At 31.5% G+C, this 18,558-nt stretch carries 17 protein-coding genes, 1 pseudogene and 1 riboswitch; of the genes and pseudogenes, 6 read left to right on the top strand and 12 right to left on the bottom strand.

Features of this window, described 5'->3' with window-relative positions:
- The first annotated feature begins 6 nt into the window (after positions 1-6).
- A complete protein-coding gene (locus tag FNL83_RS12335; RefSeq protein ID WP_256647372.1) occupies positions 7-204 on the top strand; it encodes a hypothetical protein in 198 nt (65 codons plus the stop codon).
- Between the two features lie 183 nt (positions 205-387).
- Here the strand turns inward: FNL83_RS12335 and FNL83_RS02955 are convergent, their stop codons facing one another.
- The 8 genes from FNL83_RS02955 to hutG all read right to left on the bottom strand — a co-directional run bounded on the left by FNL83_RS02955 (position 388) and on the right by hutG (position 9,292).
- Entirely contained in the window at positions 388-1,587 is a 1,200-nt protein-coding gene (locus FNL83_RS02955) for an IS110-like element ISSep2 family transposase (protein ID WP_080036160.1), read from the bottom strand.
- A gap of 258 nt (positions 1,588-1,845) precedes the next feature.
- A complete protein-coding gene (locus FNL83_RS02950; RefSeq protein ID WP_001831493.1) occupies positions 1,846-2,358 on the bottom strand; it encodes an SRPBCC family protein in 513 nt (170 codons plus the stop codon).
- A 296-nt stretch (positions 2,359-2,654) separates the two neighbouring features.
- The gene (locus FNL83_RS02945; RefSeq protein WP_001831611.1) at positions 2,655-3,956 is read right to left on the bottom strand and encodes a Na+/H+ antiporter NhaC family protein; all 1,302 of its coding nucleotides are present in this window, start codon (positions 3,954-3,956) and stop codon (positions 2,655-2,657) included.
- A gap of 133 nt (positions 3,957-4,089) precedes the next feature.
- Positions 4,090-4,186: riboswitch (SAM riboswitch) on the bottom strand.
- 75 nt (positions 4,187-4,261) lie between these two features.
- Positions 4,262-4,849: a hypothetical protein gene (locus tag FNL83_RS02940; RefSeq protein ID WP_002456631.1), complete on the bottom strand. Its 588-nt coding sequence runs from the start codon at positions 4,847-4,849 to the stop codon at positions 4,262-4,264.
- Positions 4,850-4,892: 43 nt separating this feature from the next.
- Positions 4,893-5,504, bottom strand: coding sequence for a flavin reductase family protein (locus tag FNL83_RS02935; RefSeq protein WP_002456632.1), 612 nt, complete (start codon positions 5,502-5,504; stop codon positions 4,893-4,895).
- A gap of 286 nt (positions 5,505-5,790) precedes the next feature.
- A complete protein-coding gene (locus tag FNL83_RS02930) occupies positions 5,791-6,672 on the bottom strand; it encodes an SDR family oxidoreductase (protein ID WP_002456633.1) in 882 nt (293 codons plus the stop codon).
- A 96-nt stretch (positions 6,673-6,768) separates the two neighbouring features.
- Positions 6,769-7,887, bottom strand: a complete 1,119-nt coding sequence (locus FNL83_RS02925) for an amidohydrolase (protein ID WP_002456634.1) — start codon at positions 7,885-7,887, stop codon at positions 6,769-6,771.
- A 469-nt stretch (positions 7,888-8,356) separates the two neighbouring features.
- Positions 8,357-9,292, bottom strand: a complete 936-nt coding sequence (hutG, locus tag FNL83_RS02920; protein ID WP_001831441.1) for a formimidoylglutamase — start codon at positions 9,290-9,292, stop codon at positions 8,357-8,359.
- Between the two features lie 247 nt (positions 9,293-9,539).
- Here hutG and sdpC point away from each other — a divergent pair, with 247 nt between their 5' ends.
- The gene (sdpC, locus tag FNL83_RS02915) at positions 9,540-10,688 is read left to right on the top strand and encodes a peptidoglycan release complex CPBP-like subunit SdpC (protein ID WP_001831571.1); all 1,149 of its coding nucleotides are present in this window, start codon (positions 9,540-9,542) and stop codon (positions 10,686-10,688) included.
- A gap of 404 nt (positions 10,689-11,092) precedes the next feature.
- Here sdpC and FNL83_RS12030 read toward each other — a convergent pair whose 3' ends face one another.
- Positions 11,093-11,272, bottom strand: coding sequence for a hypothetical protein (locus tag FNL83_RS12030; RefSeq protein WP_001831484.1), 180 nt, complete (start codon positions 11,270-11,272; stop codon positions 11,093-11,095).
- Between FNL83_RS12030 and FNL83_RS12330 the strand changes: the two genes are divergently transcribed.
- Positions 11,250-11,435 carry a hypothetical protein gene (locus FNL83_RS12330; RefSeq protein WP_002438420.1) on the top strand — a complete coding sequence of 62 codons (186 nt, stop codon included), beginning with the start codon at positions 11,250-11,252 and terminating at the stop codon, positions 11,433-11,435. The genes FNL83_RS12030 and FNL83_RS12330 overlap by 23 nt on opposite strands.
- 238 nt (positions 11,436-11,673) lie before the next feature.
- On the opposite strand, the gene FNL83_RS02900 is transcribed toward FNL83_RS12330, so the two are convergent.
- Positions 11,674-12,366: a ribose 5-phosphate isomerase A gene (locus tag FNL83_RS02900; RefSeq protein WP_001831586.1), complete on the bottom strand. Its 693-nt coding sequence runs from the start codon at positions 12,364-12,366 to the stop codon at positions 11,674-11,676.
- 165 nt (positions 12,367-12,531) lie between these two features.
- Here FNL83_RS02900 and FNL83_RS02895 point away from each other — a divergent pair, with 165 nt between their 5' ends.
- Entirely contained in the window at positions 12,532-13,212 is a 681-nt protein-coding gene (locus tag FNL83_RS02895) for an MOSC domain-containing protein (RefSeq protein WP_001831436.1), read from the top strand.
- A gap of 72 nt (positions 13,213-13,284) precedes the next feature.
- On the opposite strand, the gene FNL83_RS02890 is transcribed toward FNL83_RS02895, so the two are convergent.
- The gene (locus FNL83_RS02890; RefSeq protein WP_001831562.1) at positions 13,285-14,295 is read right to left on the bottom strand and encodes an aldose epimerase family protein; all 1,011 of its coding nucleotides are present in this window, start codon (positions 14,293-14,295) and stop codon (positions 13,285-13,287) included.
- 587 nt (positions 14,296-14,882) lie between these two features.
- Between FNL83_RS02890 and FNL83_RS02885 the strand changes: the two genes are divergently transcribed.
- Positions 14,883-16,493, top strand: coding sequence for a ribulokinase (locus FNL83_RS02885; RefSeq protein ID WP_002456635.1), 1,611 nt, complete (start codon positions 14,883-14,885; stop codon positions 16,491-16,493).
- 572 nt (positions 16,494-17,065) lie between these two features.
- Here the strand turns inward: FNL83_RS02885 and FNL83_RS12185 are convergent.
- A pseudogene (locus FNL83_RS12185) lies at positions 17,066-17,638 on the bottom strand (DUF805 domain-containing protein).
- A gap of 205 nt (positions 17,639-17,843) precedes the next feature.
- On the opposite strand from FNL83_RS12185, the gene FNL83_RS02860 reads away from it, so the two are divergent.
- Complete coding sequence (locus FNL83_RS02860; RefSeq protein ID WP_001831508.1) at positions 17,844-18,452, top strand: DNA-3-methyladenine glycosylase; 609 nt, start codon at positions 17,844-17,846, stop codon at positions 18,450-18,452.
- Positions 18,453-18,558: the final 106 nt, after the last annotated feature.

Raw genomic sequence — 18,558 nt, 5'->3', positions numbered from 1 at the left:
TTATACATAAGGCACCTCGTTAAATTAGTTTATTGGTATTTATTAAATTATACGAAAGGGCCATATTTTTTAAAGTATTTTAATATAAAATTACATATAAGCACAAAGTATTTTGGCGAGACTCTTGAGGGAACAGGACAAGCTGAAGACTACAGGCTGAAGCTGTCCGATAAGAAAGCGAGCCAACAATACGAAGTATTGTAAATAAATAGCCAGTAAATGAATTTATGAAAACTCATTTACTGGCTATTATGCTAGGGAATTATGTCCCAGCCTCTTTCCTACGATTAGTCAAGTACTTATAATTAAAATAAGCATTACTTAACTAAACCGTTCATTTTAATTTTTTTGAATAAGGTGTTAAACTATATTTGATTGTACGTTTGGCTAATGTGGTGACATTTGATAATCGTACAATTTATGATTCATTACAAGATAATGAATTGTTTTTAATAATCGATTTATACAAGCAATGATGGCAGTCTTATGAGGTTTCTCATTAGGCTGCTTTCTTAGTTTGTAGTAATAATCGACGACATGATTGTCATAATGATGCTGCCCTCTTATTATATTCATAATCACCCAAAATAAAAGTTTTCTCGCTTTTTTATTACCACGCTTGTTGATGGTATCTCTACAGTGTGTATGACCTGATTGATATCGTTTGATATCAATGCCAACAAAAGCATTGAGTTGTTTATTTGATTTAAATCGCTTAATATCACCAATCTCCCCAATAATCATAGCTGTGCTTAGCTTACCAATACCAGGTATCGAATGAATATTTTCAAAATAATCGAGTTGTTGTGCTAATTGAATCATGGCATCATCTAATTGTTTGAGATGATGAATAGATTGTTTTAATTGTTGAATAAGTAAGCGTAATTTTTCGACTAGAAAGGAATGTCTATCGACATTAGGATAGCTTTCTTGAGCAATCACCCTTAATTGAAGTGCATATTTTGTAGCTTTATCCATTGACATTCCCTTATCTGTAGAATTGAATATATGTGTAATCAGTACCTCCTTGTCGATATCAAGAACCATGTCTGGATGAGTAAAGATTTCTGCGATGTTGAGTGCAATGATTGAATATCGACTACTAAATAATCTTTCTAAACCAGGGAATGTTTGATGGAGTAATTCAAGGATCTGAAATTTAAGTCGATTTTGTTCATTCTCGATTTCTAGATGAAAACGGACGCGTTCTCTTAATTCAAAGAATATTAACTCATGTATAGGTAAGTTGTCTGTTTGTTTAAGCGTCGGTCCTAAACAAGCAAGCTTATGAGCATCTGCCTGATCAGTTTTCCATGATCTTAGAGCGCTCGTTTTAAATTTGGCTTCTAACGGATTCATTTGAATATAGTTAATTTGATTTACACAACAAAATCGTTCCATACTTCTTGAATAGATACCTGTAGATTCAAAAATGAGTTGTGGGTGGTCTAAGTCATTCAAATACTTGAGTAAATAGTTGTAACCATTTTTATTATTTTGGATGAAAAACTCTTTTTGGAATTTTTCATTTTTATAATGTGCAACTACACTACTTCTTTTACTAATATCAACACCTAAGTAATCGATAAAAAAACCTCCTTTGAATAATTGAGAAGCTAAAAACTTTACTTAACCTTTCTCATTTCATTTTCCTATACACGGTTTCAAGAACCCAACATACTACAAACGAATTTCAAAAGGCGAGAGTAAAGCTGACTTGTTTTTTATACGGATTTAAAATCCAAGAGTCTGGACAGTCTACTTCTCTCTATAACTATAAAAAATAGCTATGAAAAAATCTATCGTCATAGATTTCTTCATAGCTAATCTTAGTATGTTTTCAGTTTAGTTATGACGCTGTTCCTCAATTTCATCTATCACATTTTGCATTTGATCAATCATCAATTCAAATCCATGTGCTGTTGAATCATGATATTCTTTTTTCTTTTGCTTATATTCTAATGTTGTTAAACGTCTTTCCTTTTCAACAAAAGAGCGATAGTAAAAGAACATTTGAGTTCCGCCATTCTCTCTTTCAAAGAACTCTACTTCAATGACATCCTCTTCCTCACTTAGTCCTGGCATTCCAATCGTCATCTTGATATATTCATCTAAAACTAACTCTTCATATGTACCTTCAATGATGTTTTGTTTACCGTTTCTACTATCAATGATGCGATACTTTCCTCCCTCTTGAATATCTGCATCAAATGATTTATTCGTGCGTTGAGTGGTCATAAACCATTTTTTTAAGATATCTGTTTTTGTCCATGCCTCATAAACGACCTCTGGTGTATATTTGAGTAATCTCTCAATGTCGATTTCTACATATTCATTTTCCACATTATATTTTGCCATTTCATTTCACCTACTTTCACTCTTAATACTATTTTAACGTATTTGAGCTAGGTCACAAACTTTGAGCTCTATAAAATTAAATTATATTAAATAAAACTTATAATTTTAGTGATTTTTAACTTTTTAAATTCAAGATTGAGTGTATAGTCTTGTCTTTATCAATATTTTACTGTTATTCTAAATTGTTTGATACTCAACTTAAAAATAAAATACAGATGGTGTGTATCAAAGAGTCATTATAAAACTGTCAACAATCATAAGATTGTTGACAGTCAATATATACTATGGGGCATATTTTATTTCTTTGACGATTGATTTAAACGAGGTACTCTTAAAATAATTGCTACTAATCCACAAACACCTAATAATATTGGATAAATACTATATTGTAACATTAGGAATGGGGAAATTCCGGCTACACCTGCTGCTGAAATCACTTGTGGACTGTATGGTAATAATCCTTGAAAACACCCACCAAAGATATCTAATATACTTGCTGATTTCCTTGGATCGACATCATATTCATCAGCAATATTTTTAGCTAATGGTCCAGCCATAATAATAGAAATTGTATTATTTGCTGTTGAAATGTCAGCTGCACTCACTAAACTCGCTATACCTAGTTCTGCACCACGCTTTGATTTTACTTTTGACCTTACAAAATTAAGCAACCAATCAATACCACCATTATGTTGGATAATTCCTACTAGACCACCTATAAGCAATGCAATCATAGCAATATCTTCCATTCCGATAATACCTTTAGAAATAGCATTTAAAAGGCCATTCCAACCAAAAGAACCATCAATCAGTCCAATTATACCGGCTAATACAGTACCTCCTATTAATACAATAATTACATTAATACCAACTAACGCAAGAATCAAAACTAATAAGTATGGTATGACTTTAATTAAATTATAATCATAGTTTTTAGTATGATCTATAGAAATACCATTTGTTAAAAAGAATAAAATGATGATTGTAATAATCGCACCTGGTAGTACAATTTTAAAATTGACTTTAAATTTATCACTCATTTTTGTTTTTTGTGTTCTTACTGCTGCAATAGTGGTATCAGAAATCATAGATAGATTATCACCAAACATCGCTCCCCCAACAACTGTTGCCATGGCTAATGCAGCTGGTACATCTGTTGCTTGTGCAAATCCAAAACCTACTGGTGCAATAGCTGCAACTGTGCCAACAGAAGTCCCCATTGAAATTGATACAAACATACAAATAATAAATAGCCCAACAATTATTAGATTTTGAGGAATAAGTGATAAGCCTAAATTAACTGTAGATGACACGCCTCCCATTTTTTCAGCAGTCGTCGAAAAAGCTCCAGCAAGGATAAAAATAAGCATCATCAAAATGATATTAGAGTGACCTGCACCTTTTGTAAATACCTCTACTTTTTTTGCAAAAGTTTCCTTGCGGTTCATAAGTAAGGCAACAATAACAGTAATTGTAATAGCAACATTTAATGGCATAGTGGTAAAATCACCAGAAATAATACCAACACCTAGAAATAGTAAGACAAATAACAATAAAGGAATTAATGCCCAAGCATTGCCATTCTTCATCTCTTTCATAATCTAACCTACTTTCCCGTATAATGGATTGATAGATTTTATACTAAAAAATTCCTATCTATTTAATCAATAACTCAAAAATAAAAAACCAGGACACGTAATCATGCCCCAGTCTCAGTTAACGTCGTGTTTAACCTTATCTTCTAACCTTCTCGGTTACTGGAATTGGCACATGATACAATGTTGCCGAAGCTTCTTTGGGCCAGTCCCTCCACTTCTCTTGATAAGTTATTGAATTGTGTTTAACGTTACAAGATATTTGCAATAACGTCAACACTTATTATTTTAAATATTTTAATAATAGTTTACATATTTTCAATAATAGTAAAGTATTTTTCGAAAATAGCCACACTTATTGATGCTAAGATAAAAATCGTTACTGCAAGTCCAAAAATAACCATCAACTTTAAATATAATGATATGAGCATTGAAATGATTACTACAACAATCACAGTAAAAAATATACACTTAAGACGTTGTGCTTTATGTCTTGATATTACTTTACGTTTTATCCGTTCAGATGATAACGTCTCCTCTAATTGAAGTGATGTAATATGTAATTTTGTTTCTAATAAAACCGCAGTACCCACTGTTGATACTAGAATAAGCATCACTATCCATAAAGGCTGTTGCTTTATAAAGCCAACCACGTAAATACCAAAATATAGTATGCCCGAAATCATACCAAGGATACGATCGAGTTTAGGGCTCACCCATATCATATGATTTCTAATATTATTATTAACAAAATATACATTTTTCAATCCATTCGTTATAAAAGCAATAATCACTATGACATGTATCAATGTGGGATAATCATTAAAAACGTAAAAGATAATCAGTCCTATGACGAAAATGAGCAATGGCATGAATTTATATAGATATGCTTTCATCAATGACACCCTTAAAATGAGATTTACATATGTATTTTTATTTTTATGAGGTAGGCCGATTAACCGTAAATGTTTGACCTAACAAAGAGTAATCATTTCCAGCTAACCTAGCTACCGGATTTAATTGATTTGCATCAATTTTACTATCTTCAAAATAAACTTCTTCATCGATATGGTACACGACAATTTCACCAATTATCAAATCACTCCCGTTATCTTTGTTGCCCAATTGTACTATTTGATGAAGCTTACACTCAAACCTTACTTTTGCTTCTTTGATTGCTGGAACTTTAATTAAATCTGAATCAATCATACTTAGAGAGGTTCTTTTAAGTTCATTAACACCATATTCTAACGGGGCAGCAGTTTCATTCACATCATTAACAATAGCCTCATCAGTAATATGCACTACAAACTCACCTGATTGTTCTATATTTATTGAGGTGTCTTTTCTATTTCCCTTTGTACGTTGAACAGCAATTGCAATCATAGGTGGTGTATGATTAACTACATTAAAAAAACTAAACGGGGCTGCGTTGATATCCCCTTTTAAATTTTGAGTAGTTACAAATGCTATCGGCCTAGGTATAATACTTCCACTAAGTAATTTATAATTTTGCATATCTGAAAGTGTTTCAGCTTTTATTTTTTTCACTATCAATCAATCCAATCAATTTTTATTAAAAATATAAAATTTACTATTTAACTATTGTTGTCCCTTTGCAGACATAATTATAAATAAAAAGTTAAAGAAGATCGTATATTCAATTGAATCACTGTTAGCCTATAAGATAAGAAAGCCTAGGACATTGATATTTGTCCTAGGCGCTTATTATCATAAACAAATCTTATATTAAACTGTATAGGTTTGTATGATGTTTAGCACCTTCGTCGTGCTTTCACTTCGAAAAATATATACTAATCAACATGCTATAGTTAAGTTAATCTATTTGAGTCCCACCAGTCACACCATATACTTGACCGGTAATATAACTTGCATCATCAGAGGCTAATAACACATATGTCCCAGCACATTCAACTGGCTGGCCGGCACGTCCTAACGGTGTGTTTTGTCCAAAAGTAGGTATAGCGCTTTGTGGTTGTCCACCGACAATTTGAAGTGGTGACCAAAACGGTCCAGGTGCAACACAGTTAACACGAATACCTTTAGGGCCAAGTTCGGCTGAAAAACTCTTTGTTAAAGATATAATTGCAGCTTTCGTTGCAGCATAATCATGAAGAATTGGACTAGGATTATAACCTTGAACTGAAGATGTTGTTGTAATCGAGCCTCCTGGTTGTAAATACTCAAGCGCTTTTTGGACTGTCCAAAATACCGGATAGACATTCGTTTCAAACGTTTCGGTAAAATCTTGAGTTTTAAACTCCGATAATTCATCTTGATAAAGTTGATGACCAGCAACCAACGTTACATTGTCTAAACCACCTAATTGCTGATAAGCCTTTTCAACCATGTCATAGTTGAATTGTTCATCTCTAATATCACCAGGAATTAAGATAGCTTTTTGCCCAACATTTTCAATAATCTGTTTTACATCATCGGCATCTTGTTGTTCACTTGGTAAATAATTAATCGCTACATCTGCACCTTCTTTAGCATAAGCAATTGCTGCCGCACGTCCAATTGCTGAATCGCCACCAGTCACTAGTATTTTAAAGCCATCTAATCGATGGTGGCCATGATAAGAATCTTCCCCACAATCTGGTTGTGGTGACATTTTAGCTTGTATACCTGGAACTTCTTGTTCTTGTTTTTCATAATTATCAGTTTTAAATTTATTGCGCGGATCTTGAGCTGACATTTCAAATCATCTCCTAATTCATTTAATGCTTTCTGTATACCCAGTTATCATGTACGTTTAATCATAGAAAATCTGAAATCACTTCAATTTATAAAATTATGTCAATAAACGTTGAACGAGCTGAACGAAATATTGAGGAACTTTTTCCAAAATACGCTCATCTGGATGATATTTAGGATGATGTAAATCATATTTACTGTCGGAGCCAATAAATGCGAAAACACCGGGGTATTCTTCTGTATAACCTGAAAAATCCTCTCCAATAGTAACCGGTTCATCGAGCATTGATACATGATAGCCAACATTTTTAGCGACCTCGATTGCTTCTTGTGTTAGATGTGCATCATTTACTACTGCACCAGGTAGTCTTGAATAAGTTAAATCAATATCCACATTAAAAACACGACTTAAACCATCAGCAATATTTTTCATCCTATTTTCAATATAATGACGTATATCCTCATCGAATGAACGAACAGTGCCCTGTATATAAGCTTTGTCAGCTATAACATTCCATGTGTTACCACAAGAAATTTCACCGATTGTTACAACTGCACTATCAAAAGCTGATAAATTTCGACTCACAATAGTTTGTAAACTATTGATAAGTTGTCCTACGACGATGACTGGATCATTTCCTTGCTCAGGTTTTGCAGCATGCGCACCTTTACCTTTAACATTAAACTCAAAACGATCGACAGCAGAGGTAATTGCACCCGATTTAATAGCAAATTCACCAACTTTTAAAGTGGGATAATTATGAAAACCAAGTACTGCTTTAGCTCCTTTAAGTACTCCAGTATTTATGATTTCAAATGCACCATGTCCTAATTCTTCAGCAGGTTGAAATATTAATCGAACGCGTCCATTTAATTCATCTTCAATCTCTTTTAGTTGAATACCAGTAGCTAATATACTTGCCATATGAATATCATGACCACATGCATGCATTGCACCTTGATACTTTGATGTAAATTCATGCTTCACTTGTTCTTCTATAGGCAAAGCATCAATATCTGTTCTTACTGCTATCATTTCCTCTCCTTGCCCAATTTCTGCTACTAAACCTGTTTTTAAAGGTACCTCCAGTATACGTATACCATAACTTTTGAGTATTTTTCGTAACTTTTCTGTAGTTTCATATTCTTCATCTGAAAGTTCAGGATATTGATGAAACGTTCTTCTCCAATCTACATAAGTAGAATAATTTGTCATATATCGCTCAGCCCTTTCTCACACTTCAAATTTATTCATATACTTAACTAGTGATTTATCATTCTTTTAATTAACTTAATTGTCAATTTTATTAAGAGTATCTTAACATTTTATCGGAAAATTCTAAATATTCAACATTTTTGAGAGCTAGTTTATTAAAATTATTTAAAAAAGCGAAAACATTTTTAAACAGTCACATTTATCATTAATTACTGCCTAGCTTATCGGAATATATGATAAAAATGCATTAAAAATTCTCTTTCATATTAAAATGAACAATCTTCACAATAAATGGTTAGTACGATTACGACAACAAGTGTGACATTTTAATTAGTGATTAACACGCTATTTCTCATTCAGTCATAAACTGTCAACATGTTAAAATGCCCGAGACATCAACGAATATCACAGGCATTTTGAAACTAAATATATCTAAAATTATTAAATTTTTACATGACGACTTCTAACTTTAAATTAAACAATGATGTACTAAATTAGCAACTAATTTAGCAGTTCTTTGATCTGAATCATACGTCGGATTCATTTCAGCTATACTTATAGATTTTACTTTTTCACTTGGAATGACCCGTTTAGCAAGTTCGAAAACTGTATGTGGATATATTCCTAGGACAGCTGGTGCACTGACTCCTGGTGCAAATGCACTATCTACTACATCCATGCAAATTGTGAACATAACCGTATCATGATTATGGATAAAACGTTCTATCATATCTTTAATGGGGGGAGATACCTGATGTAGTAATTCATCTGCATATACAAATTGAATATCTTTTTCTTTAGCATAATTAAATAAAGCTTGTGTATTACCACCTTGAGATATACCTAACACTAAATAATCTGCATTATCATCTTCTTCTAGAATCTGTCTAAAACTAGTACCAGAGGTTGAATAACCCTCATCGCGTGTGTCAAAGTGCGCATCTATATTAATCACACCTATTGACGACTCAGGATAAACTTTACGAGTAGCTAAATATTGTGCATATGCTATATCATGACCGCCACCAAGTAAAAATGTTTGTTTATGTCGTTTGATAGACTTAGCAGCAAGATCTGCGAATTCGCGCTGTGTATCTATTAGCAACTCATGATTGTGTTCTACATTACCATAATCTATAATCTCTTCACATTGATTCAAATCTGGCAATCCAGCAAAAGCTCGCTTAATGGCATTGGGACCTTCTTTTGCACCTACACGTCCTTTGTTTAATTCTACTCCTTTATCAATTGCATATCCTAATAAGCCCACGCCTTTGTGTTCATCCGAAAAATCTAATTGACTTAAATCACCGAATTTAACAGTTTGGAAGTGTCTAAATTGTGTAGGATCAGTTTCACTATCTAAACGACCTGTCCATAGATTAGATTGTGCAAGTTGATACATGATATATCCCCCTTGATTTTTTATCAGTTAAGTTAATTAAAGTATAACTATTGACTTTTTCTTAATCAATGCTTGCTCTTTTAACATACCCATATAATGATAAAATTATTTACGATTAGCTAACAAAATGATTCAAGACTATTACATTTTGATTATAATTAAAATAGACAATTTAAACATATGCTTGTAAGATGTATAATTGTAAATAAATCAATTTAAGCTTGTTACCTAATGGAGGTTACATACAATGAAAAACTCTAGATTTTCTGGGTTCCAATGGGCTATGATGGTCTTTGTATTTTTCGTTATCACAATGGCATTGTCCGTGATACTCAGAGATTTTCAAGCGACTATCGGAGTGAAACGTTTTGTCTTTAGTATTAAAGATTTAGCTCCTTTCATAGCTGCAATTGTGTGCATATTAGTATTTAAGCACAGAAAAGAACAATTAGCAGGATTGAAATTTTCTATCAGTTTAAAAGTGATTGAGCGTCTACTTTTAGCACTCATTCTACCACTTATCATTTTAATGATTGGCTTGTTTAGCTTTAATACTTATGCTGATAGTTTCATCCTATTACAAACTTCAGATTTATCAGTATCATTATTAACTATATTAATTGGTCATATTTTAATGGCTTTTGTAGTGGAGTTTGGTTTCCGTTCTTACTTACAAAATATTCTTGAAACAAGAATGAACACATTTTTTGCGAGTATTGTCGTTGGTCTTATTTATTCAGTATTTACAGCTAACACGACATATGGTGTAGAATACGCCGGATACCATTTCTTATATACATTCATGTTTTCAATGATTATTGGTGAATTAATTAGAGCTACTAATGGTCGTACAATTTATATTGCAACTGCTTTTCACGCATCCATGACTTTTGCTCTCGTCTTTTTATTTAGTGAAGAAACAGGCGACCTTTTCTCAATGAAAGTCATCGCACTTTCTACAACAATTGTGGGTGTTTCATTTATTATTATTAGTCTAATCATTCGTGCTATTGTTTATAAAACGACGAAACAAAGTTTAGACGAAGTTGATCCTAATAATTATTTATCTCATATTCAAGATGAAGAACCAAGTCAAGAAGACGCCTCTTCAACTTCAAATCATGATGTATCATCTAAAGATGAAACAAAGCAACAAGATATTGATAATGACAAACATCAATCAAAGAAACCTAATAAGAGTGACGATGCACTTACTACTTCTAATTATAAAGAAGACGCCTCTTCAGTTAATAAAGAAACGGATACAACTCACAATGATAACATTAAAGATCATTCAACTTATACCGAAGATAGACACTCATCTGTTGTCAACGATGTTAAAGATGAAATTCACGAAGTTGAAGATCATAAAGCCGACACAGATAAATCACATTAATAATTGATACTTTAAAATAAATCCTGTGTTAATGATTCGCATTCTAAAAGTTTGATTTTAGTATTACTCTTTATTTTTAGTATTAAAATGTATAAATAAGCCAGTCCAGTGATTACGTTCGACACCTTAATCATTGGACTGGCTTTTTCATATCTATCAATTTAAATAATAATCAATATAAATTCGCTATATTGATTAAAAATAATTTATTGCGTTTCATTAGAACTATTGAGATGATAACTGCTTTTGCATTTAAAATCTTAATTTACTTATTAGGGTTTGCATTAACAGGATATTAATTTTTCCATATTACTTTATTAATCGTAATATTCAAACACCATAACATTTTTACGTTTAAATATTCTTCTCAATATCTATCAATTTTTCCATTATACATGTTTATTTTATTTTTTGTTTTTGTCTTGTTTTAATACAAATAATAGTGGTGTCATAAAAACTGCAAAAATGAATGCAGTAATTAAATTTGTATACACATCAAATTCAATTGGAAATACCAAACTAATTAAAGAATCTACAACAAAAAACGCAACGAAAAAGTAAATGAAATATAAAACAACTTTCAAAATAAAACCTCCTTTTACCCCAGCTAAAGACCTAGCTATTTTTTCAAAAATTATTACTAAAACACTAAGTAAACTTTTGCTTAAAAAATTAGTTAATGTCTTACATCAATTAGATAAATTGATATTAACGTTTATAACAAAATTGAATTTAAACAAAATATAAATGCTTGCCTCAATCAATAACACAGAAAACAAAAATTAACATACAATCTTACATTTTCGGAGTTCAGCACAAATCAGTTATTGAACTAACTTTATTACAAATTGGAGGACTCAATGAATATGATAAGATTGTATGTCATTCATGTCTTTACAACTCTAATATGTATTGTTTGTGTAACTTAATCACTTAAACACACAAATGCTTTATCTCAGTTTAATATTTTAGCTTAATATAATTGCTAAGTTTCTTTATTTAATATTTTTACGCCTTCTTGTGTTCCTACTATTACTTGATCGGCAATATCGAGGAAATATCCTGTTTCAAGAACGCCAGTTAAATGAATTAAAAATTCGTGTAGCTCATAAGCAGGAATTCTATTTTGCAATGAACAATCTAATATGTAATTACCATTGTCGGTTATAAACGGTACATCTTCATTAACTCTTCTGCTTACATGAATATCATAAGTACGCTCAATTTTTTTGGCAACTTGGTACCAATTAAATTTATCGACTTCAACTGGTAATGCAAATGTTTCTCCTAAATAGTTGACGAGTTTACTTTCATCTACAACAACGACAAATCGGTCAGCCATTTCATCTATGACCTTTTCCCTAAATAAGGCTCCACCACCGCCTTTAATAAGGTTAAGCGCACTGTCTACTTCATCAGCGCCATCTATTGCTAAGTCGATTTTCTCAACATCATTTACATCAACTATATTCATAGCTAATTCTTTAGCTAAAAATGCTGTTTTATTAGAAGTACAGACGCCGGTAATTGTATAATTCTTTTGCTGAATTAATTCAGCAATTTGGGGAATTAATAATTCAATTGTGCTCCCTGTTCCTATTCCGATTGTCATACCATTTTCAATTTGACTAAGTACATCTTCTAAGGTCATCAATTTTAGCTCTTTTGCATCTTTCATGTGTCGTTGCTCTCCTCTTCATAAAAGTATCTAATTATATTCTACATGAGATTCAAATTTTTAACATACCTCATTTTTTATTTCATATTAATCATTTCATTTTATTGTTAAACTATTTATATCAACACTTGATAATAACTTATAAATTAAAAGGTCGTGATATACATGATTAAAGTGAATGCCATATCTATTGGCAAAATAGAAACATTGTCTTATGGAAACTATAAACCAATGCAATCAGCGTTAAACAAAATTCCTTTTAAAGGTCAAATGTGGCTCAATCGACTTGGGTTCGTGGACGATGAACAAGCCTATCATAACCATGGTGGTATACATAAAGCGATATGTTGTTTTAGTAAATCTAATTATCAATTATTTAAAGATGACTTAGATCAATTACCTGAATTTGCAATGTTTGGAGAGAATTTGACAGTTGAACATCTAGATGAAGCAGATGTTTATTTTGGTAATCAGTATCAACTAGGCGATACAATCATAGAAGTATCAGATATACGAGAACCTTGTTGGAAAATTCAAGCTAAATATGCAATACCTAATTTAGTTCAAAAAATGTCGCAATCTGGTAAAACTGGATTTTATTTTAGAGTTATAAAAGAAGGATATGTACATCAGAGTGATAATTTAAAACTCATTAAAAAGGCAGAATCAAACACACGTCTATCTGTGAAAGACTTAAATCATCTATTCTATAATGAGCGAAATAATTTAAGATTAATCTATCATGCACTTCGAAATCCTTATCTTTCACCTGATCGAAAGAAAAAACTACAGAAAATGAAAACGCGTGCCGAAAATAGAAAATTCATTAAATCTGACGATAAATAGTTTAAAAAGAGTCTGAAACTTTTAAGCTCAGACTCTCATATGTATTGCAATGAATGATGATAATCATCAATACTACTTTTCATGAATTTGAAAACTTGTTTTAGATGTAAATAATGTATCTGCCTCTAAAATAGACTGAGCTTTGGCGCCGTACATATTTATATCATTAGGCATATATTGAGTTTCGATGGAAAATCCAGAATGCGCCTTATAAATATTAAAATCATTGTTCCAAACTTGTGGATCATTAAACGTAAACATTACAAAATGAGGCATATCAGTCTTAATATTAAGTTCAAATTCAGAATTATCAATGGTAAGCTCATTTCCACCAAATTCGAAAGGATGATCAATGCCATTATAATGATTAATTTGTTGTTGCAAAGTTTCATTGTCACTTTCAAAAATATCTTTTAAATAGACTTTATTTGTATCCAATAATCGATGTAAATCAAGAGATTGCCCCTCTTTAACAATATGTTTATTATTTAACATATACATTTTTAATGCTGAACTATTTATACAGTGGTTATAGACAACATTGTTATCACGATTCAAATTAAAATAAACATGATTTGAAGGATTAAATACTGTTTTTTTTGTTGATTTTGCCTCATATTGTACGGACCATCGATGATTGGCATCATAAGTGTGAATAACCTTTACCATCATATCTCCAGGATAATTGTCCTCTTCTTCTTTAATCGTTGTTGTGAATATAATCTTTACTTGTCCAATATCATCAACTATTTCATAATCAAAAATACGTCTATTTAATCCATGACTGCCCCCATGCAAATGATGTTGACCATCATTTGATTCTAATTGAAAAGTATCATCATCTAATTTAAATGATGCATTTTCAATTCTACCCGCATAGCGACCTATCGTAGCACCAAAATTAAAAGGTTCTTCAAAATAAAATTCATCCGCTTCTACTACATTCCCTAAAACGATATTGTTATCATGGTATTTCCAAGAAACAATTCTTGCACCATAGTTTGTAAATACAATTTTCGTATCGTCATTATCAATTTTAATTAAATCTAAACCGTGTCTTTGATGTTCAACTTTAGATATCATTACATAATCTCCCTTTCAACCTTGTAAAATTAACGCTCCTCTAACTATATTTCAATGACTAAAACCTCTACCACACCTGTCCTAATTCCCTCATCACCTTATTTAACAGTGTTTATAATAACTTACTTATATCAATTTAAGTTGTATTTATAATCGCCAGCCTCGCGATTGATTTAAAAGTTAATAATGATATAAGAACATCTGCTTTTAATTGGACAAATTTTTAAATAGAAGAACGTTTAAAGTCTTAAATTACTTTCAATCCCCTGATTTTTTAAGATGTCTGCCATAAAGGGGTAGCTTTTTGGCTAAACATATCAAACACTTTATACTTGAAAATAGCAATATAAGACTTTTTAAATTCAACTTTTATCAGCAGTGTTTCACTTACATATTGTTACACTTTTTCTTGTAATATTCCATAGATTTCGGCAATTAACGTAAATAAATTGTATGTAAGATGATTCGAAAATATAATTATCATTTTTGTAAACACTTACATTCATGTAAACTATACTTAAACATCAAATCGTCGACTCAGAACAATATGATTTATTACAATTACGCTATATATAGGAGGCATACACATGAGTTATAGTATAGGAATTGATTTTGGAACCGCTTCTGGAAGAGTGATATTAGCTGACACATCCAACGGACATATCATATCAAGATATGAGGAAGACTATGCGAACGGAACTTATATGAACTCATTATATGATAAACCGTTACCTGAAAACTACTTCTTACAAAATGCTGACGACTATTTACAAATTCTTGAACAAGGCGTTCAATTTGTATTAGAAGATAGTAAAGTTAATAAAAACGATGTGGTTGGAATTGGAGTCGACTTTACAAGCAGTACAATTATCTTTCTCGATGAACAATTTGAACCGCTTCATCGTCATGAAGATTTAAAGACAAATCCACACGCGTACGTAAAATTATGGAAACATCATGGAGCTCAAGATGAGGCAAACTATATGATTCAGATGAGTAAGAATAAAAATTGGTTAGATTATTATGGCTCAAGCGTAAATAGCGAATGGATGATACCGAAAATCCTGGAAGTTAAACATGAAGCACCAGAAATACTTAGAAGAGCACGGTATATAATGGAAGCTGGAGATTACATCACTAGTATACTAACAAATTCAAATATACGATCAAATTGTGGTATTGGTTTTAAAGGTTTTTGGGACAATGAAGCTGGATTTAATTACGACTTCTTCCATAGCGTGGATCCTGATTTACCTAAAATCGTCAAAGAAAAATGTGAAGCGCCAATCATATCAATTGGAGAAAGTGCAGGTCGTTTATGTAAAGACTATCAACAAATATGGGGGCTTTCTCAAGATGTCCAGGTTTCACCTTTTATCATAGATGCACATTCTGGCGTCTTAGGTGTTGGGGCAATAGAAGCTGGAGAATTCACTGCAGTCATTGGTACAAGTACTTGTCATCTCATGCTAGATTCAAGACAAGTACCCATTTCTTCAATAACTGGCTCAGTTAAAAATGCTATTATACCTGGATTATATGCCTATGAAGCTGGTCAACCAGCTGTCGGTGATTTGTTTGAATACTCAAAGAACCAAGCACCTAAACATATTGTAGATCAAGCAAATGAACATCATATGCCTGTGCTTAACTATTTAGAGGAATTAGCAAGTCACATTAGAATAGAAGAACAACATGTTGTTGTTTTAGATTGGTTGAATGGAAATCGTAGTATACTTAGTAATAGTCATCTAACTGGAAGTATCTTTGGTCTTACACTTCAAACACCGTATGAAATGATTCATCGAGCATATATTGAAGCTACAGCATTTGGAACAAAATTAATTATGAAACAATTTGAAGATAATCATATTCCTGTTCATACAGTGTATGCGTCTGGTGGTATCCCACAAAAGAGTAAATTACTCGTTGAAATTTATGCAAATGTTTTAAATAAAAGGGTTGTCGTCATAGATTCATCTAATGCTTCAGCATTAGGTGCAGCGATGTTAGGTGCAAATGTTGGGAATGCATATAGTACATTAAAAGAGGCGGCATTATCTATGAAGCAACCTATAGCTTATATACAAGAACCTGAAATCCAAAAAGTTCAAGCTTATAAACCACTCTACCATAAATATTGTGAACTACATGATTTATTAGGTCGTCAATATCCTGAATTATCATATTTGATTTAAGTTGTTATCCTTTTTAAGACGTTTAATTTGAATCAACGATACCGTGATTAAAGTTGAAATGAATAAACATGTCAGCGTTGATACAATCGTACATCGCTGCATATGAAGTTCCACAGTGATATGAATCATTGAGATAATTATTAACGTAGGTGCTAACATATAAAATTTTTAGCATACACAATTTCAATTATGTTTTTTGATATGAAGCAGCAAATAGATATTGCGAAATTAATATTAAGCTTAAATTCATTGGTTTTTATTGACTTGATGACGTTTAATAAATTCCGGTTTGCTATAAACATGTATTTTTCTATCATCATATAGCATGAAGAACAAACTAGGTATCACTAAAATAAGTAAACTTGATAATTAAATCTTAACTTGAGATTTTGTTATCAGAGGGAGGACAACAAAAGAGCTGAAATACATATAAAGCCATACAAGGATAATAACTAAACTTGATAACGCTCACGCATAATGCATGGGCATTTTCAATTCAATCACAAACTATCAATACAATTAAAGTACCCGAGACAATCATGATTGTCTCGGGCTATATTATTGTTTAAATTTTATTTATCAACTGGATTAGCATTATCACCATGGAAATTTGTCTCGTTACGATTGTACTTTGGACTTGGTCCATATTTATTAGACTCTGTTTTACTATCTAAGCAAGTCAATACTAATATTAATATCGACCCAATCCAGTAGATTAAGCAGATAATTCCCATAAATATTAATACCGCTGAATTATCTATATTTGGTAAATAATTAAAACCTGATACAATGACAGTGAAAACATAAAAAATAATCGGAAGAGTCATCGTCATTGAGCGATCATGGAATCTTCTTGATAATATCGCAACATTAGGTATTAATGTAACTAAACTATAAATCAAAATATAAATTAAAGAAAAGATAAAAATTCCTACCCCCAACAAGAGAAATCCTTTACTTTTAAAAGTTTCACTTGATATTAAACAGAACATTCCAAAAGAGTAACCAATAATTGTAGGAATCATAAAAATTAAATGCCATAACATGGCAAATCAATACTCACTTCTACGTGAGCGTCCTTTAAAATTAAAATAGTTAGTCCAAAATAATTTAAAAGCTTGTGTAAATCTAACTTTTTCTCTCATTAGATATACTCCTTTTCATTTTGTCATTAAAACAAGTGTTTTAAATCAACACATTATTTGTTACATTAATAAGAGTTTATTTCTATTAAAACTCATATTAAAAGTATAACAAAACGTATTTTAAATAAAAATAGTAATATGAAACATAATATTACATTTTACATTTTTTAGTAAATACTTTTAATAAAAAAGAGAGGTGATATATTTGGACTTTATAAATCAGCAGACAACCCAAACTGCAAAAGCTTTATTAGGTGTTAAAATTATTTACCAAGATGACTATCAAACATATACTGGATATATTGTAGAAACTGAAGCTTATTTAGGTATACAAGATAAAGCTGCACATGGTTTTGGTGGCAAAATAACACCAAAAGTGACTTCTTTATATAAAAAAGGTGGCACGATATATGCACATGTGATGCATACGCACTTATTAATCAATTTTGTTACACGGACTGAGGGCATACCAGAAGGTGTACTTATTCGTGCTATTGAACCAGATGAAGGTATCGGCGCTATGAACGTCAATCGTGGAAAATCTGGATACGAGCTCACTAATGGTCCAGGAAAGTGGACTAAAGCTTTCAATATTCCACGATCAATTGATGGCTCAACCTTAAATGACTGCAAATTATCTATAGATACCAATCATCGCAAATATCCAAAAACTATTATAGAAAGTGGTCGTATCGGTATTCCTAATAAAGGAGAATGGACAAATAAACCACTACGTTTCACTGTTAAAGGCAATCCATATGTCTCTAGAATGCGCAAATCAGATTTTCAAAATCCCGACGATACATGGAAATAAAAAAAGGGAGCAGGATATTATCATGAGTCCTACTTCCTTTCTCTAAATTTATTCAAATTAAAATCTGCAAAAAAGTGCATATTAAAATACACCATTCATTATTTAT

The organism is Staphylococcus epidermidis (genome assembly GCF_006742205.1).
Lineage (GTDB): Bacteria > Bacillota > Bacilli > Staphylococcales > Staphylococcaceae > Staphylococcus > Staphylococcus epidermidis.
Note: the sequence above shows the minus strand (reverse complement) of the source record. Positions and strands in the feature narration are given on the sequence as shown.

Bases quoted from the DNA above. Each gene is read 5' to 3' on its own strand.
- FNL83_RS02950 (WP_001831493.1), bottom strand. From the start codon at position 2,358: ATGGCAAAATATAATGTGGAAAATGAATATGTAGAAATCGACATTGAG.
- FNL83_RS02945 (WP_001831611.1), bottom strand. From the start codon at position 3,956: ATGAAAGAGATGAAGAATGGCAATGCTTGGGCATTAATTCCTTTATTG.
- FNL83_RS02940 (WP_002456631.1), bottom strand. From the start codon at position 4,849: ATGAAAGCATATCTATATAAATTCATGCCATTGCTCATTTTCGTCATA.
- FNL83_RS02930 (WP_002456633.1), bottom strand. From the start codon at position 6,672: ATGTCAGCTCAAGATCCGCGCAATAAATTTAAAACTGATAATTATGAA.
- FNL83_RS02925 (WP_002456634.1), bottom strand. From the start codon at position 7,887: ATGACAAATTATTCTACTTATGTAGATTGGAGAAGAACGTTTCATCAA.
- hutG (WP_001831441.1), bottom strand. From the start codon at position 9,292: ATGTATCAACTTGCACAATCTAATCTATGGACAGGTCGTTTAGATAGT.
- sdpC (WP_001831571.1), top strand. From the start codon at position 9,540: ATGAAAAACTCTAGATTTTCTGGGTTCCAATGGGCTATGATGGTCTTT.
- FNL83_RS12330 (WP_002438420.1), top strand. From the start codon at position 11,250: ATGAAATATAAAACAACTTTCAAAATAAAACCTCCTTTTACCCCAGCT.
- FNL83_RS02900 (WP_001831586.1), bottom strand. From the start codon at position 12,366: ATGAAAGATGCAAAAGAGCTAAAATTGATGACCTTAGAAGATGTACTT.
- FNL83_RS02895 (WP_001831436.1), top strand. From the start codon at position 12,532: ATGATTAAAGTGAATGCCATATCTATTGGCAAAATAGAAACATTGTCT.
- FNL83_RS02890 (WP_001831562.1), bottom strand. From the start codon at position 14,295: ATGATATCTAAAGTTGAACATCAAAGACACGGTTTAGATTTAATTAAA.
- FNL83_RS02885 (WP_002456635.1), top strand. From the start codon at position 14,883: ATGAGTTATAGTATAGGAATTGATTTTGGAACCGCTTCTGGAAGAGTG.